Genomic DNA, 26028 nt, shown 5'->3' with positions numbered 1-26028 from the left:
CTCTGATTCGGAAAACTATGCATCGCGCAGGGATTGCAGCGCCGGGCGCGCCAGCACGCGCCGCAGGCTCAGCCAGCCGCCGAGGCCCGCGCACGCGACGCCGGCCACGATGCCCGTCGGCACGAGCCACGGATTGAAATCGATATGGAACTCGAACACACGCGCCGCGAGCACGTAGCCGATGGCCTGCGCGCCGATCGCCGCCATCAGGCCCGAGAGCGCGCCCACGGCGACGAACTCGGCCACCTGCACCGAGCGCACTTGCCGGTGCGACGCGCCGAGCGCGCGCAACAGCGCCGCTTCGCGCACGCGTTCGTCGCGCGTGCCGGCCAGCGCCGCGTAGAGCACGAGCACGCCCGCGGCGAGCGTGAAGAGGAACAGGAACTGCACCGCACCGATCACCTGCGCGAGCGTGCGATGAATCTGCGCGAGAATCGGCGCGATATCGATGGCGGTCACGTTCGGATAACGCGCGACCAGGCCGTCGATCACGCGCGCGTCTTGCATCGGAAGATGGAAGCTCGTAATGAAGGTCGCGGGAAGATCGGCGAGCGCCTCGGGCGGCATCAGCACGAAAAAGTTGACCTTGAACGAATTCCAGTCGACCTTGCGCACGCTCGTCACCGGCGCTTCCACGGCCAAGCCGGCGACATCGAAACGAAGCGTGTCGCCCATCTTCACGCGGATCGTCTTCGCGATGCCCTCTTCGATCGACACCTGCGGCTTCCCGTCCTTGCCGAACCACGCGCCTTGCGTGACGCGGTTGTCACCCGGCAGATCGGTCGTGTACGACAGGTTGAATTCGCGATCGACGAGGCGCTTCGCGTCGGCCTTGTCGTAGTTGTCCGGATTCACTTCCTTGCCGTTGATGGCGACGAGGCGCGCGCGCACCATCGGCGAAAGCGCGGCGTCGGGCTGGCCGTGCGTGTGCAGATAGTCGAGCACGCCAGGGCGCTGGTCCGGCTGGATATCGATGAGAAACTGATTCGGCGCGTCGGGCGGCGTCGCGTCGCGCCAGCCCTTGATCAGATCATTGCGCGTCATGCCGATGAGCAGCAGGCACATCAGCCCGATTCCGAGCGCGGTGATCTGCAGCGCGCTCGAGCCGCTGCGCCGTTCCAGCGACGCGAGCGCATAGCGCCAGCCGACGCCCGCGCGGCTCTTCTCACGCCGCACGAAGCGCGCCGCGGCCCAGAGCGCCGCGCGCGCGATCGCGCCGAACACGAGCAGCCCGGCCGCGAAACCGCCCGCGACGATGCCGCCCAGCTTCAGTTCGCCGGCGGCGACGATCAAAAGCGCCGCGAACAGCAGCACGCCGACGCCGTAGGCCGCATGCGCGACACGTTGGGCATCGCCGAGCTCGCGCCGAATCACATGCACCGGCGGCACGCGCGTGATCGGCAGCAGCGGCGGAAGCGCGAAGCCGAGCAGCAAGACGAGGCCCATCGCCACGCCTTGCAACGCGGGCCAGATGCTCGGCTGCGGCAGTTCGACATCGACGAGCGAGCCGAGCCAGTTCAACAGCACGAGATGGCCGCCGAATCCGAGCACGACGCCCGCCGCGCTGCCGATCAGGCCGATAGCGAGGAATTCGTTCAGAAACAGCGCACGCAGCGTGCGCTGGCTGACGCCGAGACAGCGCATCGCGGCACAACCGTCGAGATGACGCCGCGCGAAACGATGCGCCGCCATCGCGATCGCGACGGCCGCGAGCAGCGCCGTCAGCAGCGACACGAGCGTGAGAAAGTGGCTCGCGCGATCGATCGTCTGGCGCACTTGCGGCTGGCCGTCGGAGAGCGACTCCAGCGCGACGCCGCGCAGCTTGCCGCCATCGACGTTGTCGCGCGCGAACTTCGCGAACTGCTCGACCTGGCCATCGGGACCGGCGACGAGCAATCGATAGGTCACGCGGCTGCCGTAGCCGACGAGCCCCGTGCCCGCGATCTCGTCGGCGCGCATCATCAGGCGCGGCGAAAAATTCACGAATGAGAAGCCGCGATCCAGCTCGCGCGTGATGACGCCCGCGACCGTGAACGTGCGCGTGCCGACCTTCACCGCGCCGCCGACTTTCGTCTTGAGCGCGTCGAGCAAGGCGGCATCGACCCACACGGTGCCGGGCGCGGGAATGCCGTGAACGGGCGCATCGACGGCGTCGACGCCCGGCGCGATGCGCAGCGCGCCGCGCAACGGATAGCCCTCGGTCACGCCCTTGATCGCCGCAAGCCTCGCAAGCGGCTGCGCGGACGTCGAACCGATCATGCTGGGGAAAATCGTGGTTCCCGCCGTCTCGAGCCCGAGCGCTTTCGCTTTTGCCACGAACATCGGGTCGACGGGGTGATCCGCGCGCACGACGAAATCGGCGGCGATCATCTGGCGACCGTCCCGCGCGAGCCCCTGACGCATGCGATCCGCCAGAAAGCCGACGCTCGACAGCGCCGCCACCGCGAGCACCAGCGCGAGCAGCAGCATCGTGAGCTCGCCCGCGCGCCAGTCGCGCCCGGTCATGCGCCATGCCTGGCGCGCCGTCTGGGTGAAACCGAGCCTGATGTCCGGATGCGGATGCCCTGCCTTGCGTGCAGCCTGATCGTTCCTGAATGCGGTGCTCAATCGTGCTTGCTCCGCAGCCGGTTCATCCGGTCCGAGCTCGGCAGCATGTGCTTGGCCATGCGCGACACGCCGCCGTGAACGCCGCGCGCGAGCCGTGGCAGCGCCCAGCCCGCGAGCACCAGAAAGGCGAGCAGGAGCACGAGAAACAACAGCGGCACGAAGAGCGCGAGCGTGATGCCCGTGAGCGCGCCGACATCCTCGGTGGCCGACGCCGCCCAGTTCGACACCGGCTCGGGCGACAAATTGATGAGTGCGCGCGTGCCCGCCTTCGCGAAATGCGATGCGCCGGCGAGCGTGCCGCCCGCGAGCGCGGCGATGGTGAGCATCGCGGGATCGGCGTGACCGAGCGAGCCTGCCGCGAGCACGGCGCCCGCCGGAATGCGGATGAACGTGTGCACCGCGTCCCACAGGGAATCGAGCGCGGGGATCTTGTCGGCAAGAAATTCGATGGCCGCGAGCGCGCCCGCGACGCCGATGACCCACGGCGAGCCGAGCACCGCGAGCGTATCGGGCAGATGAACGATTCCCATGCGCTGGAACATGCCGGCGATGAAAACGGTGAGATACAGGCGCAGCCCGCTCGCCCATGACAGGCCCGCTGCGAGCGAAAGTGACTCAAGCATTGCCGTCTCCCATAGTGCGCCGGCCGCCGGCCTTCGCCGCTAACGGACGATTTGCCGGCTGAAAAGGGCGGTCTTTGCAGCAGATACCGAAAGAAGCCACCCACATCCGCGACGATACAACGAAAAGCACCAAACGTTGCGATCAGACAAAAGCGGATGCGCTCAGACCATTATATCCACGTCAATACGCGCGGTGCAGCACGGGTTCAAGCGATTTCCGGTCCCGGTGCGTTTGCGCACGGCGCGGTGGCGCGCGCGCAACGCGCGCCCTTTTCAGTGCCCCGACGAGAGCTTGAGCCCGATCAGCCCGGCAACGATAAGCACCGCGCTGAGGATGCGCGCCGCGGACAACGCCTCGCCCATGAACACGATGCCGAAGACGAACGCGCCGATGGCGCCGATGCCCGTCCAGACGGCATAAGCCGTGCCGAGCGGCAGTTGTTTCATGGCCATCGCAAGCAGGACGAAGCTGCCGAGCGCGGTGATGATCGTGAAGACAGTCGGTCCGACCCGCGTAAAGCCTTCGGAGGATTTGAGACCGGCGGCCCACGCGACTTCCAGCAAACCGGCGACGAAAAGAAGAATCCAGGACATCGGGCGACTCCCTAAAAAATGGGGCCGTCCCCGATGAAACGATGCGCATGCGGTCGTCCGCATAGCCTTGAAGCGAAGAGGCTGAATTGTACCAAATCGGTGCATTGGCGGCCCGGCAGCCGTGTCCTCCCGCCGCGCGACGCGTGGCCGCGTTCATGAAAACCGTGTATTAAGGAGAAAAGCGCCCGCGCGAGGCGTCCCTTCGACATATCCGCTGCAAAAATGCCTGAACAAAGGAGCGTTCATGGATGTCGATTCGGTCCTGCTCTCCCGCTTCCAGTTCGCGTGGGTCGTCGCGTTTCACATTCTGCTGCCGGCCTTCACGGTCGGCCTGTCGTGCTATATCGCGACGCTCGAATTCAACTGGTGGATCACGAAACGCGATGTCTACCGGCGGCTCTCGGCGTTCTGGCTGAAGATCTTCGCGGTGTCGTTCGGCATGGGCGTGGTATCGGGTATCGTGATGCCGTTTCAGTTCGGCACCAACTGGAGCCGCTTCTCCGATGCGACCGCGAATGTCGTCGGACCGCTGATGGGCTACGAAGTGCTGACGGCGTTCTTTCTCGAATCGGCGTTTCTCGGCGTCCTGCTCTTCGGGCGCAAGCTCGTGCCGCAATGGGCGCATGTGATGTCGGCGATTTTCGTCGCGGCGGGCACCGTGATCTCGTCGTTCTGGATTCTCGCGGTCAACAGCTGGATGCAGACGCCGCAGGGCCACCGCCTGCTGCCCGACGGCCGCTTCGAAGTGGTGAGCTTCTTCGACGTGATCTTCACGCCGTCGTTTCCGTACCGGCTCGGACACACGGTGAGCGCGTTTCTCGTGACGGCAGGCTTCGTGATTCTCGGCGTCGGCGCGATGTATCTGCGCCAACGCCGCGCGCTGGAAGAGAGCCGCGTGATGGTGAAGATGTCGCTGATCTTCCTGATCATCATGGTGCCGATCCAGATGGTGATCGGCGACGCGCACGGACTCAACACGCTGAAGCATCAGCCCGCCAAGCTCGCGGCGATGGAAGGCCTCTGGGAATCCGGCACGCGCATTCCGGCCAATCTCTTTTCAATTCCCGATCAGGAAGCGGAACGCAATCGCTTCGAAATCTCGATTCCGGTGCTCGGCAGCCTTTATCTCACGCACGATCCGAACGGCTTCGTGCGCGGACTGAAGGACTTTCCGCGGGAGGACCGGCCGCCCGTCGCCGTCGTGTTCTTCGCGTTTCACATCATGGTCGGCGTCGCGCTCCTGATGTTCGCGCTCGTGCTGTGGGGCATCGTGCAGTTCGCGCGCGGCCGGATCGAGACGAGCACACGCTGGCTGCGCGCGGCGACGTGGGCGATGCCGCTCGGCTTCATCGCCGTGGTCGCCGGCTGGACGACCACCGAGGCCGGCCGCCAGCCGTGGACCGTCTACGGCATCCTGCGCACGAAGGATTCGGTGACGCCGTCGCTCACCGCCGCCGATGTCGGCCTTTCGTGGCTGCTCTACGTGCTCGCCTACGTCGTCATCTTCGGCGCGGGATTGTTCCTGTTGCGCCGGCTGGTGCGCGTCGGGCCGGCGGAAGTCGCGCATGCGCACGAAAAGGAAGAACTGGATGCGAAAACGCGCGCGGCCCGTCCGCTGTCGGCGGTATCGGCGGGCGTGAACGGCGCGGCGCGGCCCGTGAGCGAAGACGATATCGTGCCGCCGGGACGCGGGCGCAACTGAGTACGAAACCGGAGAACGCGATGCTCGATCTCGTGCCGCTGTGGGCCGCCATTCTCGCGCTGGCGGTGTTCATGTACGTGCTGCTCGACGGCTTCGATCTCGGCGTCGGCATGATGTTCCTGCTGCGCCGCGACGCCGAATCGCGCAACCTGATGATCAACTCCGTCGCGCCCGTCTGGGACTTCAACGAGACCTGGCTGATTCTCGGCGGCGGCGGGCTTTTCGCGGTGTTTCCGCTCGCTTTCGCGATCATCGTCCCCGCCGTTTATTTCCCGATTCTCTTCATGTTGCTCGGGCTGATCTTTCGCGGCGTCGCGTTCGAGTTCCGCGAGGTGATCGGCGCGCGCAAATGGCTGTGGGACGGCGCGTTCGGTTGCGGCTCGCTCGTCGCGACGTTCTCGCAGGGCGTCGTGCTCGGCATGTTCATTCAGGGCTTTCCGATCGAAGGACGCGTCTATGCGGGCACGAGCTGGAACTGGGTCGCGCCGTTTCCGCTGCTCGTCGGCATCGGGCTGATCTTCGGCTATGCGCTGCAAGGCACGACGTGGCTCGTGCTCAAGACCGAAGGCGATCTGCAGGCATGGAGCCGCAAGATGGCGCGTTACGCGCTCATCGGCGTGATCGCGTTCATCTTGCTGATCAGCCTGTGGACACCGCTCAAGGATGCGCGCATCGCCGCGCGCTGGTTCGGTTTTCCCGACAGCCTCGCGTTCGCGCCCGTGCCCGTGCTGACCGTGCTGCTCGCGTGGACGCTGTGGTCGAGCCTCGCGAAAGACCGCGACGTGCTGCCGTTCGTATGCTCGATCGGCCTCTTTTTTCTTGCCTTCACGGGACTCGTGATCAGCCTGTGGCCGTTCATCGCGCCGCCTTCCGTCACGCTCTGGGATGCGTCCGCCGCGCCGCTATCGCATCAGTTTCTGCTGATCGGAACGATGTTCCTCTTGCCCGTGCTGATGATCTACGTGATCTGGTCGTATTGGGTGTTTCGCGGCAAGGTGCGCGGCGACATGGGCTATCACGCGGACTGATCAAAGCTTCTGCTGTGTCGCGAGCGACAGGATGCGCGCCCACTTGTGCGCCTCGCCGCGATCGCGCATCGGCAGCTTCCATTCGCCGTGCTTCGCGTCCTGCACGTCGAGCACGACTTGCCACGGGCCGCTCCCGCCGGCCGGCTCCAGCATGCGCGCGCCGCGCAGGTCCGCGAAGATGTAGCTGCCGCGCTCGTCGCCGACGCGCACATCGCACAGCCGCTTGCCCGCCGCCACGCGCACGCCGCCCCAGTCCGTGCGGAGCTCGTGCGTCCAGTCGCCGTGCTCGCCCTTGGGCAGATTGGGCGCGATCTCGCGGCGGCTCGCGAGCCAGCGCATCACGCCCGCGGCGATGATCGCCAGCACGACCACCGCGACGGCCACCGCCACGCCCAGCCCGAACTGCGCGTGGATGGTGTTGAACGACCAGATCGCGCCATAAATCAGCAATCCTAAAGCGATGAGTCCGACAACGATAGGCATGGCGTCTCCCGCACGCTCAAACGATGAAACGGAAGCGTATCACTGCGCCTTGTGCTTCGCGTTCCAGTCGCGCAGCGCCTGCAGCGTGTTGGCGACATGCTGGTCCGGCGACAGGCTCGTGTATTCGTAGATGACGCGGCCATCGGGCGCGATCACGTACGACACGCGATTGGCCATCGTGCTCTTCATGGGCATGGAGGCGTCGTAGGAGCGGATGATCTTCGAGTCCGCGTCAGCCGCGACCGGGAACTTGCTGCGGCATTCGCTCACCGAAAACTTCTTCAAGGTATCGATGTTGTCGTGCGACACGCCGATGACCGTCGCGCCCTCGGCCTTGTACTGATCGACCGCTTCCGCGAATTCATGCGCCTCGATCGTGCAGCCCTTGGTGAACGCCGCCGGATAGAAGTACAGCACGACCGGGCCTTTCTTGAGCGCGTCGGCGAGCGAATAGTCGTACACGTTGCCGCCGAGCGATGCCTGCGCGGTGAAATCGGGCGCGGCATCGCCTGGCTTGAGCGTCGCGCCCGCCGTGAGCGGATAGACCGCCACGGCGCAACCGATCGCCGCCGCCACGGCCAGCACGCCAGCCGTCGTAAAGCTGAAAGCCTTCTTCATGCACGCTCCTTCCGGTGATCTCGTTCATGCGAAGACGGCGTCTACGCGTCGCCCGCGCCCTGATCCATGCGATGTCCCGCGAACCACGCGGCCGCCTCGAACTGCAATTTGGCCAGCACCGCGGGCGTAAGCACATCGAGCGATGGCTGCGCGCGGCGGCTCGCATCGATGGCGGACGCATCGCCTTGCTCCGCCGCCCGCGCGATGCCGAGCAGCGCGCCGAGCGGTCCCTCGCCCGCGAGAATGGCCGCGCGGATTTCAGCCGCCAGATGCAGCTTATCGAGAATTTCCACCGGCTGCATGTCAAGCACGACATGCACGAGCGAGAAGATGCCGGTCATGAAGGCCGCGTCGGAGAAGGCTTCGTCGGCGGGACGCAGCGTCTCCGCCGCGAGCTCCAGAAAGCGCGCGCGCGTGCCGACGAGCTGCAGCAGCGGATCCGAGCGCCACGGCAGGCCGCTGCCGTCCGCGTAGAGCAGCAGTTGCGTCCAGCGCATCAACTGGCGGGTGCCGGTCGCCGCGACCGCCTCGCGCAACGACGACACCCGCCGCCCGCGTGTCTGCGCGCTCGAATTCGCGAGCCGCATCAGCTGCACGACGATGTCCGGATTGCGCTTGAGCTCCATTTCCAGCTCGCGCATGCCCGGTTCGCCGGCGAGCACGGCCATGAGGCGCAGGAGCGAGCCGCGCGCGGGGCTCGCGCGCCGCGCTGTCAGCACCTGCGGACGCGCGAAGAAATAGCCCTGGAAGAAATCGAAGCCGAGATGCCTCGCCTGCTTGAAATCGTCGGGCGTCTCGATCTTCTCCGCCACGAGCAGCTTGCCGCGCCGTTTCACCGTCGCTGCGAGCTCCGGGAGATGGTCATGATCCGCCGCGAGGAAGTCGACCTTGACGATATCCACTGTCGGCAGCGCGGCGAGCAGCGCATCGTCGAGCCTCGCGACGTCGTCGAGCGCGAAGCGAAAGCCCGCATTGCGCAGTTGCGCGCAGCGCTTGAAGAGCGGCTCGTCGAACGTGATGTTTTCCAGCAGCTCCAGCACGAAGCGCTCGGGCTGCATGATGTGCACGATGTCGTCGAACAGCAGTTCGCGGCTCATGTTCACGTAGCCCGGGTGCGGGCCGAGCACCGCCGGCACGCCGATCTCCCCGATCGTGCGCGCGACGACATGCGCGGTCGCCTGCACGTCGTCGTGAATGCGCGCGCGGTTGTCGGGGCTGTCGCGAAAGAGCAGTTCGTAGGCGACGAGCGCGCCGTCCCCGTCGAGGATCGGCTGACGCCCGACGTAGACACTCTGCCCGCGCCTTGCCAGCGCCGCGCGCTTCAGGGACGAATCGGGCATGACTCAGACGGGTCGGATGCGCGCGGCGGCACGGTGAAGGTTTGCCTTGAGGCCGGCAGCTTGATGAATTCGATCATGGAGCAAACGGGTCGAGCGGATTCTGATGGTCAACAACGCGGCGAAGGCCTTGCAACGATCGGCCCTGGCGAGGGAACCGTTCCCATCGGGAAACGCGCCACTGTAACCGAATTCGCCTGACGAGATAATATGAAAACTCATATCGACAATTCCTGGACATTCTTGATACCCGCCTCCGGCCGCCGCAAGCGCGGCCCGGTTAAAGAAATCCCCGATTGCGCCGATAACTCGCCTGATAGAGCATGCCGCGCCCACTGCGGCACGTCGCGGCCGGAACCCGCCTTATGCGGTGTTCCGCGCGCCGCCGCTTGCCCGACGAAGGCGAGCGCTGCCGCCAGAAACCAACGAGACCATGCAAGCGAATCGGATCAACGTCTCCCGCCGAGCACCGTGGCGCATCGCGCTCGATGCGCTCTCCCGCGCATGGGGAAGCGCCGCGCGCGAGCGGCACGACAGCGCGCTCGACTCGCATCCCGAGGGCGCCGACGCGCAACCCGCGCCGCCGGCATCGCCCGAGGCCGTCCCGCCGGATGCGCCCGGCAGCACCGTGGCGAGCGCGGCGGCCGCGCGCGTCGCGCCCGCTCTGGCCGGCGCGCCCGAGGCCACGCTCGGCGCGGTCGATTTCCTCGCGCAGCTCGACGACGCCCTGCGCTTCCAGTATGTATCGGATGCGAGCATCGAGTTCATCGGCTATCACCGTGACTATCTGAGCATGCTGACGCTGCACGATCTCGTCGCATCCGAAGAGGCTGACGAACTGCATGCGCTCGTCGCCCGGGCGCGCGCGAGCGGCAAGCTCGAATCGGCGACGCTGACGGTCGTGAAGTCGCTCACCTATCCGATCTGCGTCGAGTTGCGGCTCGTGTCGACGGCCGCGCGCGGCACGCCCGGCTTCGCGCTCGCCGCTTTCGACGTCGGCCACTGGCGCGAACGCGAAGCATCGCTCCTGCACACGCTGAACCACGATGCGCTGACGGGCCTCGACAACCTCGTCGCACTCAAGAGCGCGATCGGTGCGGCGCAGGACGAAGCGGAGCTCACGCGCACGCACGCCGGCCTGGTGCTGCTCGACATCGACGATTATCAACGGATCAACCGCGCGCTCGGCTACGACGCCGGCGACGAACTCCTGCGCGAGACCGCGCGCCGCATCCAGCACACGGCCGGCCATGGCGAGCGCGTCGCGCGCGTGGCCGGCGACGAGTTCGCCGTGCTGCTGCCCCCCGGCACCACAGCGGAGCTCGCCGAGAGTCTCGGGCGGCGCCTGCTCACCGCGATCGCGCAGCCTTACCGGCATCGCGGGCAGCACACGCATTTGTCCGCGAGCGTGGGCGTGGCGCTCTATCCGGAACAGGCGGGCAAGAGCGCGAAGAGCGGCGCAGAGACGAGCCTCCTGCGCATGGCGGATCACGCGCTCGCGCAGGCGAAGGAATCGGGCGGCAATGCGCTCGTCTTTCACACGATCGACGACAATCCCGCCGACGCCGAGCGCCTGAAGCTCGAAGCGGACTTGTACGAAGCCGTGCGCAACGGCGAGTTCTCGCTCTACTTCCAGCCGATCACGAAGATCCGCACGGGCGCGGTGGTCGGCGTGGAGGCGCTGATGCGCTGGAATCATCCGGCGCACGGGCTCGTGCCGCCTTCGACTTTCATTCCGCTCGCGGAGTCCATCGGCCTCATCAACTATCTGGGCAACTGGGTGCTGAAGGCCGCGTGCATGCAGATCACGCAATGGGATGCGATCGGCATCCGCCTCGATTACGTGTCGGTGAACGTGTCGCCGCAGCAGTTCCGCGACAAGCGCTTCACCGCGGCGGTGAAGGAAGCGCTCGCGCTGACGGGCATCGACGCGCGGCGGCTCGTGTTCGAGATCACCGAGAGCCTGCTGATGCACGATCCCGAAGAAGCGACGTGCCTGCTGGAAGCGCTGACCGCGATCGGCATCCGCTTCGCGGTCGACGACTTCGGCACCGGGTATTCGAGCCTCGCTTATTTGCAGCGATTTCCGCTCTCGAAGCTCAAGATCGACCGCAGCTTTGTCGAGAACCTGATTACGTCCCGAAACAATCGCGCGATCGTGAGCGCGGTGGTCGGACTGGCGCAATCGCTCGGGCTGGAACTGGTCGCGGAAGGGGTCGAAACGGAGGCGCAACGCGACTTGCTCGCAGACCTTGGATGCGATCACATTCAAGGCTGGCTCATCAGTCACGCGTTGCCGTCGGACGAGCTGGCGCGCTCGTTCCAGTCGCGCTCGCTCGTGCTGCACGAGACATTATGAGCGAACGGTGGTTCGTGTTTTAATCGAAGGACGCGCCCTAACTCCCTAATAACGTGTACATTTCGTTGTTGGGTGCTGGATTGCCGGACCGCCTCGGGTTAGCCGTCGCGTAAACGAACGAGTTCTTATTTTTAGCAATGGCACGCACCAAGGCCGAACTACTGGACAAGTTGTGGTCGCGCATGAGCGAGCGCGGGGATTTCCCCATGCTGTCTCAGGCGCTGCGCTCAACCGTGTCCGCGATGAGCGATGACGACCTCGACTTCACGTCCCTCGTGCAAGTCGTGCTGTCGGACGTCGGCCTCACGCAGAAGGTGCTGCGCCTCGCCAATTCGGCGATGTACATCGCATTCGGCGGCAACATCACCACGGTCACGCGCGCGTTGATGGTGCTCGGCATGGATGCGGTCGGCCATCTGGTCGTCGGCCTGAAGCTCGTCGATCACTTTCATCAAAGCGCGCCGCGCCGCATCGACGCGAAGCTCGAACTGAACCGCACCTTGCTCTCGGGCGCCGTCGCGCGGCAGCTCACCGAGCACAAGGATCTGCGCTCCGCCGAGGAAGCGGTCGTCTGCACGCTGATGCGGCAGATCGGCAAGCTGCTCGTCGCGTTCTATCTGGAACACGAGTGGGATCAATTGCGACGCAAGGCGGCATCGGAGAACATCCCCGACAGCGCCGCCTGCGCCGCGCTGCTCGGCGTCACCTTCGACGAGATCGGGCTCGAGGCGGCGGATCGCTGGCGCCTGCCCGAGACGATCCGCGAAGGCATGCGCGCGACCGATCCGAACGCACCCGTCGATGAAACCGTGCCGAAGCACGTGCGCTGGCTGCGCGCCATCTCCAACTATTCGACCGAAGTCGCCGACGCGCTCACCGCGCAGAACATGGCCGTGGACGGCCGCGAATCGGCGCTCTTCGATATCGCCACCCGCTACAGCGGCCCGCTCAGGACCGACGCGGAAACGCTCACCTCGATGAGCCTCGCGCTTGCGAACGAGGAAGCGAGCGACGGCGTGATCCGCGAGATTTCCGAACTGCAGGCCAACGCCGACGCAATGGCGCGCGCGAACGTGTCGGCGGAGGCGCGCATCGGCGCGAGCGTCGCCGATTTGCGCTCGTTGCCGGCGAAAAACGCGCTGGCGCCGGCGCTCTCGCTCGCGTCAGAATCGATCCTCGGCAGTCTGCACCTGTCGCGCACCGTGGTGTTCGTGCGCCAGGCCAACCACGAATTTCACGCGCGTCTCGCCCTCGGCGCGGGCCTGGAGCCGATGCTGCCGCAACTGCGTTTCTCGGCGGAATTCCGGCCCGACGTGTTTCATCTCGCGATCAGCAATCCGGTCGGCATCTTCATCGAGAACGCGCACGACGCGCGCATCGACGCGCGCCTGCCGCGCTGGTACAAAGAGACGCTCGGCGAGGCGCAGGCCTTCGTGCTGCTGCCGGTGAAATCGAACGATACGACCGTCGCGCTGATCTACGGCGACTGGACCTCGCCGCAACAGGTGCGCAAGATCTCGCCGGCCGAGATGAGCGCACTGAACGAGCTCACGAAGGAGCTGAGCCGTTTTTTCTTTAGCGCGAACTGGAAGGAAGTCGAGCTGATCTGACCGGCTTCCTTCTTGCGCGCATCACTTCCCGCTCATTCCCGCTTCAAGATCGCCACGGCCTGCTCGCCGTATCGCACGATATAGCCGCCGTGTCCGCGCTGCCATTCGAGCGCGTCCGCCTCGTTCGCAAACCAGTTCGTTTCGTAATCGTTGAACGCGCCGGCGTCGAGCCGATAGCGGTCGATCATCGCGCCCGGCCGACTGTCGATATCGGGCTTGCATGCGTCCCAGCTTGCATAGCCGAGTTCGGCGGCGAGCATCGCGAGCAGATGCTTCAGTTGCAGATCGTCGCGGATCGCGTGCAGATCGGCGAGACGCTCCGCGCGCGTGACGTTCGCCGCGAGCAGGCGGCGCAAGACGGGCATGGAGGCCGCCGCGTCGCCTTCGCGGGCGTGACGAAGCAGACGTCGCGCGTGTTCGCGCAGATAGTCGCTGTTGGATACGGAAAAAGAAATCGGACAGGATGTAGACCACATGACGTTGTTCCCTTGGTGCGCCGTTCTCGCTGCGGCTGTAAAGGTTCGACGTTGCGGTTCGATCCGGAGTTGAGGCACTGCGCGGCAGGTGCGTAAGACTTTCGCGAGACCGGGCGCCCTGCCGCGCCCGTCCGCGATTCTATCCCGATGCCTGGCGTCAGGCCAACTGGAATTTTCCGACGAGCGACTTCAACGCGCGCGCCTGGTCGTCGAGCGATTGCGCTGCCGCGGCCGCCTCTTCGACGAGCGCGGCGTTCTGCTGCGTGTTCGCGTCCATCTTCGTGACGGCCTCGCCGATCGATTCGATGCCCGTCTTCTGCTCCGCCGATGCCGCCGAAATCTCGCCCATGATGTCGGTGACGCGACGCACCGCGTTCACGACTTCCTCCATCGTCGCGCCCGCTTCCTGCGCGTAGGCCGAGCCGTCCGAAACGCGCGACACCGATGTATCGATCAGCCCTTTGATCTCCTTGGCCGCCGACGACGAGCGCTGCGCGAGATTGCGCACTTCGCCCGCGACGACCGCGAAGCCGCGCCCCTGCTCGCCCGCGCGCGCGGCTTCGACCGCCGCGTTGAGCGCGAGGATGTTGGTCTGGAACGCGATGCCTTCGATCACCCCGATGATGTCGCCGATGCTCTTCGCGCTCGCATCGATGCGCTGCATCGTCTCGACCACGCGGCCCACCACGGCGCCGCCCTTCTCCGCGATCTCCGATGCATTCGCGGCGAGCGTGCTCGCCTGCTTTGCGTTGTCGGCGTTCTGACGCACCGTCGACGTGAGCTGCTCCATGCTGGCCGCGGTTTTTTCGAGCGCGACCGCCTGCTCTTCGGTGCGGCGCGACAGGTCGACGTTCCCCGTGGAAATCTCGCTCGATGCCGATGCGATCGCCTCCGCGCTCGCCGCGATATCGCCGACAGTAGACGACAGGCCCGCTTGCATTTCCGACAGCGCGTGGAGCATCGAGGCATCGTCGCGGCGCTTGAGCCTGACGGGATAGGCGAGATCGCCCGACGCGATCCGGCGCGCGATGTCCTTCGCATAACCGGGCTCGCCGCCGAGCTGGCCGGCGAGACGCCGCACGACCCATTCGGAGACGACGATCGCGAGCGCGAACAACGCGAGCGTCAGCGCCGACACCATCACGAACGACGAATGGAAGATGAACGCGGCGGAATCGATCGTCGCCTTGGCCGCCGCTCCGCGCCGCGCGACGAGTTCGTCGACCATCTTTTCGAGCTTGCCCGTCTCGACGAGCAGCGACACGTCCTGTGTGCCGACTTGCCAGTTCATCTGCGAGAGATCGAGCGGCTGCTCTTTCACGAGCTTGACGAAGGTGCGCAGGTTGTCGCTCCACTTCGCGAGCGCGCCCGAGAAATTCTTTTGCTGCGCGAGCGCGTCCTTGTCGGCGTGATCGATGTATTGCGCGAGTTGCGCCTGCTCACGGCCGATGTCGGCGAGCGATTGCTCGATCTGCGCGCCGAGATCGTCGCGCTCTTTCGCGGTGCTCGCGGTGAGCAGCATCTTCTGAGAGCGGCTCGCGCGCAGCAGATAGCCGCGGGTTTCCTCGGCCGCGCGGCTCGCGACATAGCCTTGCGTGTAGATGGATTCGGTCGCGCCGTTCAGACGGCTGATCTGCGTGAGCGCGATCGCGCCGATGGCGAGCGTCCCCGCGAGCACGAGCCCGAACGCCAGTCTCAGCGATGCCTTGACGGACAGCGCGCGCCCGGCCTCGGCGTGCGCCACGAAGCCCGCGTCTTTTGCGCCGCGTAGCGAAAACAGTTTCATCGATCGATCCCCGAATTTGATCTGTGGACTGGGCCGTCGTGCGGCGCGTCCTGGTCTGGTTCCCACCGTGAGTACGGCAGGTTTGTCGGCTTTCTTGAGCCTTTTATTGCAAGGCGGAGATGTGTTCGCCGAGCGTCGCTTCTTATAACCGGCCAAAAATCGTTGCGTAAGACGAAATGACGGTTGCTTCGACAGCGATCCTGTCCGATTCGCGACAAAGCTTGGCAGGACAACGAGACAACGACAGCCTACACTTGTCAGAAATTCAGCTTGCGCATAAATGTCGCACTGTAAAAACAAAATCCGGGACGAATTCCGCTTTCACCAGCCATTCACTATGCAAACGAGCATCGACAAGGGCGCTTTGTCGCCTTCCGGCGCGTCGGCCGGCGCTTCCGCCGCGGCATCCGCGAGCACGGGCACGCAACGCACCGTTTATTCCGTTCTGGGCGCGATCAGCTTCTCGCACCTCCTGAACGACATGATCCAGTCGCTGATTCTGGCGATCTATCCGATGTTCAAGAGCGAGTTCGCGCTCTCGTTCGGACAGATCGGCCTGATCACGCTGGTGTATCAGGTGACGGCTTCACTGCTGCAACCGCTCGTCGGGCTGTATACCGACAAGCATCCGAAGCCTTATTCGCTTCCGGTCGGCATGGGCTTCACGCTGTCGGGTCTCCTGCTGATGTCGATTGCGGGCAACTTCGGCACGCTGCTGATCGCGGCGGCGCTGGTCGGCTGCGGTTCGTCGGTGTTTCATCCGGAGTCTTCGCGGGTCGCGCGCATGGCTTCCGGCGGCAAGCATGGCCTCGCGCAGTCGCTGTTTCAGGTGGGCGGCAACGCGGGCTCGTCGCTCGGGCCGCTGCTCGCCGCGCTGATCGTCATTCCGCACGGGCAGAAAAGCATCGCGTGGTTCTCGGCGGCGGCGCTCGTCGCGATGTTCGTGCTGGCGAATATCGGCCGCTGGTACAAGCGTCACCCGGCGACGAAGAAGGGCCGCTCGCAAGTCGCGCACGCGACGCTGCCGCGCAACAAGGTCATCATGGCGATGAGCGTGCTCGTGCTGCTCGTGTTTTCGAAGTACTTCTATCTCGCGAGCATCACGAGTTATTTCACGTTCTACCTGATCAGCAAGTTCGGCATCTCGGTGCAGGCAGCGCAGATCCACCTGTTCGTGTTCCTCGCGGCGGTGGCCGCGGGCACGATCGTCGGCGGCCCGGTCGGCGACAAGGTCGGACGCAAGGCCGTGATCTGGGTATCGATTCTCGGCGTCGCGCCGTTCACGCTCCTGATGCCTTACGCGAATCTGTTCTGGACCGGCGTGCTGTCGGTGATCATCGGGCTCGTGCTGGCGTCGGCGTTCTCGGCGATTCTCGTCTACGCCCAGGAGCTGATTCCGGGCAAGGTGGGCATGGTCGCGGGGCTGTTCTTCGGATTCGCGTTCGGGATGGGCGGCGTCGGTGCGGCGGTGCTCGGTCATCTCGCGGATGCCACGAGCATCGATTATGTGTACAAGGTGTGTGCGTTCCTGCCGTTGCTCGGCGTGCTCACGGTCTTGTTGCCGAAGACGCATGAGGCAGCGAAGGCGTAATTGCAACATCCGATCGATCGCGGCGCGCGCGCCGGTCCTCCAGCGGATCGCGCGCCCGTCGCGTTTCGGACGCTCAACTGCCCAGCGCCTCCCTCACCTGCATCAACGCACCCGGGTCCTCGATCGTCGGCAATTCGCCCGGATCGCGCCCTTCCGCCAGCGCCGCGATCGCGCGCCGCAGCAGCTTCCCTGAGCGCGTCTTCGGCAGCATCGTCACGAAGTGCACGCGCGCCGGACGCGCGATCGCCCCGAGCTGCGAATCGACCGCGTGACAAAGCTCCGCCTCCAAGCCTTCGCGCGCGCCCGGCGCATTGATGCGATCCGCGTCGCGCAGCACGACGAACGCCGCGGCCGCCTGCCCCTTGACGGCATCGGCGATACCCACGACCGCGACCTCGGCCACGGCCGGATGCGCCGACAACGCTTCCTCGATCTCCCGCGTGCCGAGCCGATGCCCCGCGACGTTGATCACGTCATCGGTGCGCCCGAGAATCGACACATAGCCGTCCTCGTCCCGCACGCCCCAGTCGAAGGTCGAATAGACCATCTGGTTCGGCACGCTCTTCCAGTACGTATCGACGAAGCGCTGGTCGTCGCCCCACACGGTCTGCATGCAGCCCGGCGGCAACGGATAGGCGAGCGTCACGACGCCCTTCTCGCCCGGCGCGCATGCATCGCCCGTCGCTTCGTTGCGCAGCGTGAGATTGAAGCCCATCGACGGCACGCCCGGCGAGCCAAGCTTCGACGGCAACGCCTCGATGCCGCGCGGAATCGCGATCATCGGCCAGCCGGTCTCCGTCTGCCAGTAGTTGTCGATGACGGGCTTTTTCAGCGCGCTCTGGATCCACTGCGCGGTCGGCTCGTCGAGCGGCTCGCCCGCGAGAAACAACGTGCGCAGGCTCGACAGATCGTATTTCTCCATCAGCGCCGGATCCTGTTTCTTCAGCACGCGGATCGCGGTCGGCGCGGTGAACATCAGGTTGATCTTGTATTGCTGGACGAGCCGCCACCAGATGCCGCCATCGGGACGAACCGGCGTGCCTTCGTACATGACCGTCGTGAGGCCGGCGAGCAACGGCGCATAGATGATATAGCTATGCCCGACGACCCAGCCGATATCCGATGCGGTGAACATCGTGTCGCCGGGCGCGCCCTGAAAAATGTGTTCCATCGATGCGGCGAGCGCCACCGCGTAGCCACCGACATCGCGCTGCACGCCCTTCGGCCTGCCCGTCGTGCCGGACGTGTAGAGCACATATGAAGGCTCGTTCGATTCGAGCCATTCGCACGGCACGTGCGCATCGAAGAACTGCTCGCGCAGCGGCTCGTACGCGACGAGATAGCTCGCCTGCAGGCGCTCAGGCGCAAGCTGCCGGTCGACCAGCAGCACTTGCGGCACCTTGTATTCGGCGCGCGACAGGGCTTCGTCGACGAGCGGCGTGTAGTCGATCACCTTGCCCGCGCGCGCGCCGGCGTCGGCGGTGACGATGAGCGCGGGCTCCGCGTCATCGATGCGCGCCGCGAGATTCGGCGCCGCGAAGCCACCGAACACGACCGAATGAATCGCGCCGATGCGCGCGCATGCGAGCATCGCGAAGAGCGCTTCGGGGATCATCGGCAGATAGATGAGCACGCGATCGCCCTTGTTCACATGGAGCGAACGCATGACGGCCGCCATGCGGTTCACTTCCGCGTGCAGCTCGGCGTACGTATAGCGGCGCTCGATACCCGTTTCCGTCGATACATAGACGAGCGCATCCTGTTGCGCGCGCGACGCGAGATGGCGGTCCACCGCGTTATGGCACAGATTGGTCTTGCCGCCGACGAACCAGCGCGCGAACGGCGGCTTGCTCCGGTCGAGCACCCGTTCGAACGGCGTATGCCAGTGAATGCGACGGGCCTGTTCGGCCCAGAACGCTTCGGGGTCGTCGATCGACCGTCGATACGCTTCTTGGTAAGTCGGCATGCGCGTCCTCTGCAAAGCGGCGTTGGCTGATCCCATTGCGGTGCATGGAACCCGGGCAAGCGCCAGGGCGCCGACTCCGGTCGACACAGCATAGAGCAGCCATCCAACCCTCGCTAGACCGGGCGCGCCCTGATCGGTCCGACGGCTCAGATCGCCCGGCTACGCGCCGCGCTTCGGCCTTCCGATGCGGTGTGCTTCAGCAGCACCGGCGCGAGCTCGCCCGCCACGCGCATGCTCGACACCACGACCGTGCGCACGCCGCTGCCTTCGGTGATCGCGCGGAGCGTTTCGCGCGTGCTCGCGCGCGCTTCGATGCGCGGCTCGATCACGATCAGGCCACGGCAATACGCCGCGACCGCCGCGCGATGCGTGCGCATCCACGCGGCGCGCAGACGCGCGTCGTCGCCGGTTTCGTTTTCGTCGTGCCCGGCCACGAGCACGAACGGCGTCGCGAGCGATACGAGGCGGCGCATCTGCGCGCTCCACGCGAACGCATAGCCGGGCCTGACCGCGCGCGGGCGCAGGCGCACCAGCGGAAACCGGCTCGCGTCGAAAAGGCGTTCGTCGAGCGCGGGGAGCTTCATGGATTTCGAAAGATCGGCGGCGTTCACAGCGGTTTCGGACTCCAGTAGTTCAGCGCGGCGACGAGCGACGGCCAGCGGGAACGCCGCGGCACCACGCGCTTCTTCGGCTGCGCCGCGCGCGGAGCACGGCGCGGCGCCTCGGCCGGGGTCCGGGCCGTCGCGTCGCGCCAGGCACGGCGCGTCGTTTCGAGAACTTTCGCGGCGTTCGCCGAAACAGCGCAACGCTCACCCCGCTCGTTCATCTCGCACGCCGGGCGCGCTTCGCCCGTCATGCCGATGGCGGCGAAATCGTCGGTCATGTCGTCAGGCCTCCTGTTTGTGCCTCACATGGTGCGAGTCATTGTATTGAGAATCATTCTCAACTACAAGCAGGAATTTCGAAGATGAGCCGCGCCGCGGGAAAGCCCTGTCCGCGCCGGATGGCGCGCCGATTCAGCCCGCCGCGCGAAGAAAGCGCGACAAAATGCCCGAGGAATACGTCGCGGCGATCGACGTGAGGAATTCGGCGAACGACAGGGGCGCGGCGGCGTCCGCGGTATCGGAAATGGTCCGCACGACCGCGCACGGCACGCCGTGCTCGTAGCAGACCTGCGCGATGGCCGCGCCTTCCATTTCGACCGCGAGCGCGTCCGGCAATGCATCGCGCAGGCCGAAGAGCGCGTCGTGGCTCGCGATGAAGCGATCGCCGCTCACGACCAGCCCGCGATGCACGCGCGGCGCCGCGACGGCGAAACGCTCCGCCAGGGCGCCGCCTTCTTCGGCGATGAACGCATCGGCGGCGGCGGCGAGCCTGTCGGCGAGCGCGCGGTCGGCGTCGAAGCGCGAGCGGTCGAGCAAGGGCACTTCGTAGCGCGCAAAGAGCGGCGATGCATCGAGATCGTGCTGCATCAACGCATCCGCGACGACGATATCGCCGACTTGCACGTCCGCCCGCACCCCGCCCGCGACGCCCGTGAAGACGATCGCATCGGCTTCGAACACGTGGATGAGCGCGCTCGCGGTCGCGGCGGCCGCTACCTTGCCGATGCGCGCGAGCGTGACGACGACGGGCAGGCCGTGCGCGTCGCCGATGTAATACTCGCGCCGGCCGAGCGTGACCGTGCGCACCTCGCCCGCCGCCTCCATCTGCGCGATGAGATCGCCGAGTTCCTGCGGCAGCGCCGCCATGATGCCGAGCCGCTTCATCGTCATTCGACGGCCTGCAGTTTCGCGACCGCCAGCGCGAGCCATTTCTCGCCGTGGCGCTTGAAGCGCACTTGCGCGCGTGCATCGCCGCCGGAGCCTTCCAGCGCGGTCACGGTGCCTTCGCCGAACTTCGTGTGGAACACGGCCTGACCGACCTTGAAACCGGACTCGGCGGCGCGCTGCTCGTTGGCGAACGAGGGCAATCGCTCCTGAGCCTGCCCGCCGCCGTAAGCGGAACCGCCGCGCTCCTGTCCCGGACGCGCGAACCAGTCGCGGCCCCAGCCGGCGTTATCCGAACGTCCGCCCCAGCGCGCGCCTGCCTCGACCTTCGGCGTGAGCCACTTGAGCGAGCCCTCGGGCAATTCGTCGAAGAAACGCGAGCGGATGTTGTAGCGCGTCTGGCCGTGCAGCATGCGGCTCTGCGCGAACGACAAATAAAGCCGCTCCTTCGCGCGCGTGATCGCCACGTACATGAGACGGCGCTCTTCCTCCAGCCCGTCGGATTCCTGCGCGCTGTTCTCGTGCGGGAACAAGCCCTCTTCCAGCCCGGTGATGAACACCGCCGTGAATTCGAGCCCCTTCGCCGCGTGCACGGTCATCAGTTGCACGGCGTCCTGGCCGGCCTGCGCCTGATTGTCGCCCGCTTCGAGCGATGCATGCGACAGGAAGCCGGCGAGCGGCGTCATCGTGTCGGGATTCTGCGCGGGATCGGCGATGCCGGGTGCGTCGAGCACTTCGATTTCGCCGTCCTCGCTCACCGCCGCGATCTCCGGCGCCGCTGTCGCGCCCGGACGCAGCGGGATCGAGCGCGCGGGCGTATCGAGACCGTAGCCTTCCTCGCTGACGAACGCGGCCGCCGCGTTCACGAGTTCCTGCAAGTTCTCCAGCCGATCCTGGCCTTCGCGCTCGGTTTCGTAGAACGCGGCGAGACCGCTCGTGCGCACGACATACTCGACCGTCTCCGGCAGGCTCATCTGCTGCGTCTCGGCGCGCATCTTCGCGATGAGCGTCGCGAACGCGCCGAGGCTCGTGCCCGCCTTGCCGGTGACGTACGGCACCGCGGCGGCCATCGAACAGTGATAGAGACGCGCCGCGTCGGCCACTTGCTCGATGGAGCGCGCGCCGATGCCGCGCGTCGGGAAATTGACGACGCGCGCGAACGCGGTGTCGTCGTTCGGATTGTCGATCAGGCGCAGATACGCGAGCGCGTGCTTCACTTCCTGACGCTCGAAGAAGCGCAGGCCGCCGTACACGCGATACGGAATGCCCGCGTTCACGAGCGTATGTTCGATGGTCCGCGACTGCGCGTTGCTGCGATAGAGCACCGCAACCTCGCCGCGCGACACGCCCGTATTGATGAGCGCCTTGATTTCCTCGACGATCCAGCCCGCTTCCTGCGAATCCGTCGCGGACTCGTAGACCCGCACCGGCTCGCCGTGGCCCGCGTCGGTGCGCAGGTTCTTGCCGAGCCGGTTGGCGTTGTTGGCGATCAGATAGTTGGCGGTATCGAGAATATGACCGTGCGAGCGATAGTTCTGCTCCAGCTTGATGAGATTGCGCACGCGGAACTCGCGCTCGAAATCGTGCATGTTGCCGACGTTCGCGCCGCGGAACGCGTAGATCGACTGATCGTCGTCGCCGACCGCGAAAATCGCGTTGTGCTCGCCCGCGAGCAGCTTCAGCCACGCGTACTGCAGCTTGTTGGTGTCCTGGAACTCGTCGACCAGAATGTTGCGAAAGCGCGCCTGATAGTGCGCGCGCAGCGGCGGATTATGCGCGAGCAGTTCGTAGCAGCGCAGCAGCAGCTCGGGAAAATCGACGACGCCTTCGCGCTGGCACTGCTGGTCGTAGGCTTCGTAGAGCTCGACGAACTTGCGATTGAACGCGTCGGTCGCATCGACGTCCTTAGGACGCAGGCCCTGCTCCTTCGCGTTGTTGACGAAGTACTGGAGGTTCTTCGCCGGATACTTCTCGTCGTCGACGTTCAGGCCCTTCATCAGCCGCTTGATGGCCGAAAGCTGGTCCGCCGTGTCGAGGATCTGGAAGGTCTGCGGCAGGCCGGCGTCGCGGTAATGCGCGCGCAGCATGCGGTTGCACAGGCCGTGGAACGTGCCGATCCACATGCCGCGCGTGTCGATCGGCAATAGCGCCGACAGACGCGCCATCATTTCGCGCGCGGCCTTGTTCGTGAAGGTGACGGCGAGCACGGTCGGCGGCGACGCGTAGCCCTGCTGGATCAGCCACGCGATGCGCGTGATGAGCACGCGCGTCTTGCCGCTGCCGGCGCCCGCGAGAATGAGCGCGGGCTCGTTCGGCAGCGTCACGGCGGCGAGTTGTTCGGGATTCAGATTCGCGAGCAGGTCGGGCATGGGAAAGTGCAGCGGCAGAAAAGCGGGCCAGAAAAACTCTGGCGGCGGGCCGATCATTATAAGACCGCGCCGATGGAGCCGCCGGCCGGGACAAGGCGCGCGCCTGCTGGCCGAATTAGGCCGGCGTCGCGCGCGGAACCTTATAATCGGAGATTCCCCCGCATTTTTTCACGCATTTTTCGGCAGATTCCACAATGAGCGACAACACGCTTGCGAAGAGCTTCGAGCCTCAAAACATCGAGTCCCAATGGGGCCCGGAATGGGAAAAGCGCGGATACGCCGGCCCCACGTTCAAGGACGGCGCGAAGAATTTCTCCATTCAGTTGCCGCCGCCGAACGTCACCGGCACGCTGCACATGGGGCATGCGTTCAACCAGACCATCATGGATGGCCTCACGCGTTATCACCGCATGCTCGGCGAGAACACGCTGTGGGTGCCGGGCACGGACCACGCGGGCATCGCGACGCAGATCGTCGTGGAACGCCAGCTCGATGCGCAGGGCATCTCGCGCCACGATCTCGGCCGCGAAGAATTCCTGAAGCGCGTCTGGGCGTGGAAGCAGCAGTCCGGCTCGACCATCACGAATCAGGTGCGGCGCCTCGGCGCATCGATCGACTGGTCGCGCGAATACTTCACGATGGACGACAAGATGTCGGCCGCCGTCCGCGACGTGTTCGTCACGCTCTACAAGCAAGGGCTGATCTATCGCGGCAAACGTCTCGTGAACTGGGACCCGGTGCTCGGCACGGCGGTGTCGGATCTCGAAGTGGTGAGCGAGGAAGAGAACGGCAGCCTGTGGCACATCCGCTATCCGCTGCCGGACGGCTCGGGCCATCTGACGGTCGCGACCACGCGCCCGGAAACCATGCTCGGCGACGTCGCGGTGATGGTGCATCCGGAAGACGAGCGCTATCAGCATCTGATCGGCAAAACGGTCGTGCTGCCGCTGTGCGATCGCGAGATTCCCGTCATCGCCGACGAATACGTCGATCGCGAATTCGGCACCGGCGTCGTGAAAGTGACGCCCGCGCACGACTTCAACGACTACGCGGTCGGCCAGCGCCACAAGCTGCCGCAGATCGAAATCCTCACGCTCGATGCGAAGATCAACGACAACGCGCCCGAGAAGTATCGCGGCATGGATCGCTTCGACGCGCGCAAGCAGGTCGTGAAGGATCTCGAAGCGCTCGGCCTGCTCGAATCCGTCAAGCCGCACAAGCTGATGGTGCCGCGCGGCGACCGCACGCAAGTCGTGATCGAGCCGATGCTGACGGACCAGTGGTTCGTCGCGATGACCAAGCCCGCGCCGGAAGGCACGTTCAATCCGGGCAAGTCGATCACGGAAACGTCGCTCGATGTCGTGAGGAACGGCCAGATCAAGTTCGTGCCGGAGAACTGGACCACCACGTATTACCAGTGGCTCGAAAACATCCAGGACTGGTGCATTTCGCGTCAGTTGTGGTGGGGCCATCAGATTCCCGCGTGGTACGGCGAGAACGGCGAGATCTTCGTCGCGAAGACGGAAGACGAAGCCCGCGCCGAAGCCGACGCGCAAGGCTACAAGGGTCCGCTCAAGCGCGACGAGGACGTGCTCGACACGTGGTTCTCGTCCGCGCTCGTGCCGTTCTCGTCGCTCGGCTGGCCGAACGAGACGAAGGAGCTGAACGCGTTCCTGCCGTCCTCGGTGCTGGTGACGGGCTTCGACATCATCTTCTTCTGGGTCGCCAGAATGGTGATGATGACCACGCATTTCACCGGCAAGGTGCCGTTCGACACCGTCTATGTGCATGGCCTCGTGCGCGACGCCGAAGGCCAGAAGATGTCGAAGAGCAAGGGCAACACGCTCGATCCGATCGACATCGTCGATGGCATCGACCTCGAATCGCTCGTCGCGAAACGCACGACGGGCCTCATGAATCCGAAGGCCGCCGCGCAGATCGAGAAGAAGACGCGCAAGGAATTCCCCGAAGGCATTCCGTCGTTCGGCACGGACGCGCTGCGCTTCACGATGGCGTCGATGGCCACGCTCGGCCGCAACGTGAACTTCGATCTCGCGCGTTGCGAGGGGTATCGCAACTTCTGCAACAAGCTCTGGAACGCCACGCGTTTCGTGCTGATGAACTGCGAAGGCCACGACTGCGGTTTCGCGAATCCCGGCGCATGCAAGCCGGGCGATTGCGGCCCAGGCGGCTACACGGACTATTCGCAGGCGGACCGCTGGATCGTGTCGCTGCTTCAGCGCGTGGAAGCCGAAGTGGAGAAAGGCTTCGCGGATTATCGTTTCGATAACGTCGCCAACGCGATCTACAAGTTCGTGTGGGACGAATACTGCGACTGGTATCTGGAGCTCGCGAAGGTGCAGATCCAGACCGGCACGCCGGAGCAGCAGACCGCGACGCGCCGCACGCTGTTGCGCGTGCTGGAAACGGTGCTGCGCCTCGCGCATCCGATCATCCCGTTCATCACGGAAGCCTTGTGGCAGAAGGTCGCGCCATTGACCGACGCCTGGCCGCAAGGCGCAAGCGAAGGCGAGGCGTCGATCATGACGCAGCCCTACCCGCGCGCCGAGCTGAAAAAAATCGACGAAGCATCGGAACAGTGGGCCGCCGAACTGAAGACTGTCATCGATGCGTGTCGTAATCTGCGTGGCGAAATGAATCTGTCGCCCGCGGTGAAAGTGCCGTTGCTCGCGCACGGCGACGCGGCGCGCCTCTCCGCGTTCGCGCCGTATATCGCCGCCCTCGCGCGTCTTTCCGAAGTGAAGATCATCGACGACGAAGCCGCTCTCGACAAGGAAGCCCATGGCGCGCCCGTCGCGATCGTCGGTACGAGCAAGCTCGTGCTGAAAGTCGAGATCGATGTCGCCGCCGAGCGCGGGCGCCTGAGCAAGGAAGTGGACCGTCTGAACGCCGAAATCGCCAAATGTAACGCGAAACTCGGAAATGAAAGCTTTGTTTCAAAAGCGCCGGCTGCTGTCGTTGAACAGGAGCGCAAAAGGCTGGCAGAATACGGAACCACTATCGAGAAGCTACGGGCACAATTATTGCGTTTGCCTGCTTGAATTGGGGGTTCGAATCACTTGTCGATCCGCTCCGTTATCTCGACGTTT

Annotated in this window: 20 protein-coding genes; 6 read left to right on the top strand and 14 right to left on the bottom strand. The window is 65.5% G+C overall.

Annotated elements, in window-relative coordinates:
- Nucleotides 1-15 precede the first annotated feature (15 nt).
- The 3 genes from U4Y90_RS10590 to sugE all read right to left on the bottom strand — a co-directional run bounded on the left by U4Y90_RS10590 (nt 16) and on the right by sugE (nt 3824).
- Entirely contained in the window at nt 16-2505 is a 2490-nt protein-coding gene (locus U4Y90_RS10590; RefSeq protein ID WP_415749326.1) for an ABC transporter permease, read from the bottom strand.
- 98 nt (nt 2506-2603) lie between these two features.
- Nucleotides 2604-3230, bottom strand: coding sequence for a DUF4126 domain-containing protein (locus U4Y90_RS10585; protein WP_321794508.1), 627 nt, complete (start codon nt 3228-3230; stop codon nt 2604-2606).
- Nucleotides 3231-3503: 273 nt separating this feature from the next.
- Nucleotides 3504-3824, bottom strand: a complete 321-nt coding sequence (gene sugE / locus U4Y90_RS10580; protein ID WP_321794507.1) for a quaternary ammonium compound efflux SMR transporter SugE — start codon at nt 3822-3824, stop codon at nt 3504-3506.
- A 244-nt stretch (nt 3825-4068) separates the two neighbouring features.
- Between sugE and U4Y90_RS10575 the strand changes: the two genes are divergently transcribed.
- Nucleotides 4069-5526, top strand: a complete 1458-nt coding sequence (locus tag U4Y90_RS10575; protein WP_321794506.1) for a cytochrome ubiquinol oxidase subunit I — start codon at nt 4069-4071, stop codon at nt 5524-5526.
- Nucleotides 5527-5546: 20 nt separating this feature from the next.
- On the top strand, nt 5547-6554 hold the full coding sequence (cydB, locus tag U4Y90_RS10570) for a cytochrome d ubiquinol oxidase subunit II (RefSeq protein WP_321794505.1): 1008 nt from the start codon (nt 5547-5549) through the stop codon (nt 6552-6554).
- On the opposite strand, the gene U4Y90_RS10565 is transcribed toward cydB, so the two are convergent.
- Genes U4Y90_RS10565 through U4Y90_RS10550 form a run of 4 tightly spaced genes read right to left on the bottom strand, consistent with a single transcriptional unit; the run spans nt 6555 to nt 9214 of the window.
- Nucleotides 6555-7037: a hypothetical protein gene (locus U4Y90_RS10565; RefSeq protein ID WP_321794504.1), complete on the bottom strand. Its 483-nt coding sequence runs from the start codon at nt 7035-7037 to the stop codon at nt 6555-6557. It lies immediately after the preceding gene.
- A 39-nt stretch (nt 7038-7076) separates the two neighbouring features.
- Nucleotides 7077-7655 carry a peroxiredoxin gene (locus U4Y90_RS10560; protein WP_321794503.1) on the bottom strand — a complete coding sequence of 193 codons (579 nt, stop codon included), beginning with the start codon at nt 7653-7655 and terminating at the stop codon, nt 7077-7079.
- A gap of 41 nt (nt 7656-7696) precedes the next feature.
- Entirely contained in the window at nt 7697-8995 is a 1299-nt protein-coding gene (locus U4Y90_RS10555; protein WP_321794502.1) for an EAL and HDOD domain-containing protein, read from the bottom strand.
- A 3-nt stretch (nt 8996-8998) separates the two neighbouring features.
- Nucleotides 8999-9214, bottom strand: coding sequence for a hypothetical protein (locus U4Y90_RS10550; protein ID WP_321794501.1), 216 nt, complete (start codon nt 9212-9214; stop codon nt 8999-9001).
- A 211-nt stretch (nt 9215-9425) separates the two neighbouring features.
- Between U4Y90_RS10550 and U4Y90_RS10545 the strand changes: the two genes are divergently transcribed.
- On the top strand, nt 9426-11351 hold the full coding sequence (locus tag U4Y90_RS10545) for a putative bifunctional diguanylate cyclase/phosphodiesterase (RefSeq protein ID WP_321794500.1): 1926 nt from the start codon (nt 9426-9428) through the stop codon (nt 11349-11351).
- Nucleotides 11352-11488: 137 nt separating this feature from the next.
- Nucleotides 11489-12961, top strand: a complete 1473-nt coding sequence (locus U4Y90_RS10540) for an HDOD domain-containing protein (protein ID WP_321794499.1) — start codon at nt 11489-11491, stop codon at nt 12959-12961.
- Nucleotides 12962-12993: 32 nt separating this feature from the next.
- Here the strand turns inward: U4Y90_RS10540 and U4Y90_RS10535 are convergent, their stop codons facing one another.
- Nucleotides 12994-13437, bottom strand: coding sequence for a hypothetical protein (locus U4Y90_RS10535; protein ID WP_321794498.1), 444 nt, complete (start codon nt 13435-13437; stop codon nt 12994-12996).
- Nucleotides 13438-13594: 157 nt separating this feature from the next.
- Complete coding sequence (locus U4Y90_RS10530; protein WP_321794497.1) at nt 13595-15223, bottom strand: methyl-accepting chemotaxis protein; 1629 nt, start codon at nt 15221-15223, stop codon at nt 13595-13597.
- 337 nt (nt 15224-15560) lie between these two features.
- Between U4Y90_RS10530 and U4Y90_RS10525 the strand changes: the two genes are divergently transcribed.
- On the top strand, nt 15561-16814 hold the full coding sequence (locus U4Y90_RS10525) for an MFS transporter (RefSeq protein WP_321794496.1): 1254 nt from the start codon (nt 15561-15563) through the stop codon (nt 16812-16814).
- A 73-nt stretch (nt 16815-16887) separates the two neighbouring features.
- Here the strand turns inward: U4Y90_RS10525 and U4Y90_RS10520 are convergent, their stop codons facing one another.
- The 5 genes from U4Y90_RS10520 to U4Y90_RS10500 form a co-directional block, all read right to left on the bottom strand.
- Nucleotides 16888-18780, bottom strand: coding sequence for a propionate--CoA ligase (locus U4Y90_RS10520; RefSeq protein ID WP_321794495.1), 1893 nt, complete (start codon nt 18778-18780; stop codon nt 16888-16890).
- 146 nt (nt 18781-18926) lie between these two features.
- On the bottom strand, nt 18927-19364 hold the full coding sequence (locus U4Y90_RS10515; protein ID WP_321794494.1) for a hypothetical protein: 438 nt from the start codon (nt 19362-19364) through the stop codon (nt 18927-18929).
- Between the two features lie 23 nt (nt 19365-19387).
- Nucleotides 19388-19663, bottom strand: coding sequence for a hypothetical protein (locus tag U4Y90_RS10510; RefSeq protein WP_321794493.1), 276 nt, complete (start codon nt 19661-19663; stop codon nt 19388-19390).
- A gap of 133 nt (nt 19664-19796) precedes the next feature.
- A complete protein-coding gene (locus U4Y90_RS10505; protein ID WP_321794593.1) occupies nt 19797-20549 on the bottom strand; it encodes a 5'-methylthioadenosine/adenosylhomocysteine nucleosidase in 753 nt (250 codons plus the stop codon).
- 2 nt (nt 20550-20551) lie between these two features.
- Entirely contained in the window at nt 20552-22918 is a 2367-nt protein-coding gene (locus U4Y90_RS10500) for a UvrD-helicase domain-containing protein (RefSeq protein WP_321794492.1), read from the bottom strand.
- A 194-nt stretch (nt 22919-23112) separates the two neighbouring features.
- On the opposite strand from U4Y90_RS10500, the gene U4Y90_RS10495 reads away from it, so the two are divergent.
- Nucleotides 23113-25980 (top strand): valine--tRNA ligase, encoded by a 2868-nt coding sequence (locus U4Y90_RS10495; protein WP_321794491.1) that lies wholly within the window; start codon nt 23113-23115, stop codon nt 25978-25980.
- The last annotated feature ends 48 nt before the right edge of the window (nt 25981-26028 follow it).

The organism is Caballeronia sp. J97, assembly GCF_905220305.1.
GTDB lineage: Bacteria > Pseudomonadota > Gammaproteobacteria > Burkholderiales > Burkholderiaceae > Caballeronia.
Note: the sequence above shows the minus strand (reverse complement) of the source record. Positions and strands in the feature narration are given on the sequence as shown.

Bases quoted from the DNA above. Each gene is read 5' to 3' on its own strand.
- cydB (WP_321794505.1), top strand. From the start codon at position 5,547: ATGCTCGATCTCGTGCCGCTGTGGGCCGCCATTCTCGCGCTGGCGGTG.
- U4Y90_RS10540 (WP_321794499.1), top strand. From the start codon at position 11,489: ATGGCACGCACCAAGGCCGAACTACTGGACAAGTTGTGGTCGCGCATG.
- U4Y90_RS10560 (WP_321794503.1), bottom strand. From the start codon at position 7,655: ATGAAGAAGGCTTTCAGCTTTACGACGGCTGGCGTGCTGGCCGTGGCG.
- U4Y90_RS10585 (WP_321794508.1), bottom strand. From the start codon at position 3,230: ATGCTTGAGTCACTTTCGCTCGCAGCGGGCCTGTCATGGGCGAGCGGG.
- U4Y90_RS10545 (WP_321794500.1), top strand. From the start codon at position 9,426: ATGCAAGCGAATCGGATCAACGTCTCCCGCCGAGCACCGTGGCGCATC.
- U4Y90_RS10520 (WP_321794495.1), bottom strand. From the start codon at position 18,780: ATGCCGACTTACCAAGAAGCGTATCGACGGTCGATCGACGACCCCGAA.
- U4Y90_RS10565 (WP_321794504.1), bottom strand. From the start codon at position 7,037: ATGCCTATCGTTGTCGGACTCATCGCTTTAGGATTGCTGATTTATGGC.
- U4Y90_RS10555 (WP_321794502.1), bottom strand. From the start codon at position 8,995: ATGCCCGATTCGTCCCTGAAGCGCGCGGCGCTGGCAAGGCGCGGGCAG.
- U4Y90_RS10535 (WP_321794498.1), bottom strand. From the start codon at position 13,437: ATGTGGTCTACATCCTGTCCGATTTCTTTTTCCGTATCCAACAGCGAC.
- U4Y90_RS10525 (WP_321794496.1), top strand. From the start codon at position 15,561: ATGCAAACGAGCATCGACAAGGGCGCTTTGTCGCCTTCCGGCGCGTCG.
- U4Y90_RS10515 (WP_321794494.1), bottom strand. From the start codon at position 19,364: ATGAAGCTCCCCGCGCTCGACGAACGCCTTTTCGACGCGAGCCGGTTT.
- sugE (WP_321794507.1), bottom strand. From the start codon at position 3,824: ATGTCCTGGATTCTTCTTTTCGTCGCCGGTTTGCTGGAAGTCGCGTGG.
- U4Y90_RS10510 (WP_321794493.1), bottom strand. From the start codon at position 19,663: ATGACCGACGATTTCGCCGCCATCGGCATGACGGGCGAAGCGCGCCCG.
- U4Y90_RS10530 (WP_321794497.1), bottom strand. From the start codon at position 15,223: ATGAAACTGTTTTCGCTACGCGGCGCAAAAGACGCGGGCTTCGTGGCG.
- U4Y90_RS10500 (WP_321794492.1), bottom strand. From the start codon at position 22,918: ATGCCCGACCTGCTCGCGAATCTGAATCCCGAACAACTCGCCGCCGTG.
- U4Y90_RS10590 (WP_415749326.1), bottom strand. From the start codon at position 2,505: ATGACCGGGCGCGACTGGCGCGCGGGCGAGCTCACGATGCTGCTGCTC.
- U4Y90_RS10505 (WP_321794593.1), bottom strand. From the start codon at position 20,549: ATGAAGCGGCTCGGCATCATGGCGGCGCTGCCGCAGGAACTCGGCGAT.
- U4Y90_RS10575 (WP_321794506.1), top strand. From the start codon at position 4,069: ATGGATGTCGATTCGGTCCTGCTCTCCCGCTTCCAGTTCGCGTGGGTC.
- U4Y90_RS10550 (WP_321794501.1), bottom strand. From the start codon at position 9,214: ATGAGTTTTCATATTATCTCGTCAGGCGAATTCGGTTACAGTGGCGCG.
- U4Y90_RS10495 (WP_321794491.1), top strand. From the start codon at position 23,113: ATGAGCGACAACACGCTTGCGAAGAGCTTCGAGCCTCAAAACATCGAG.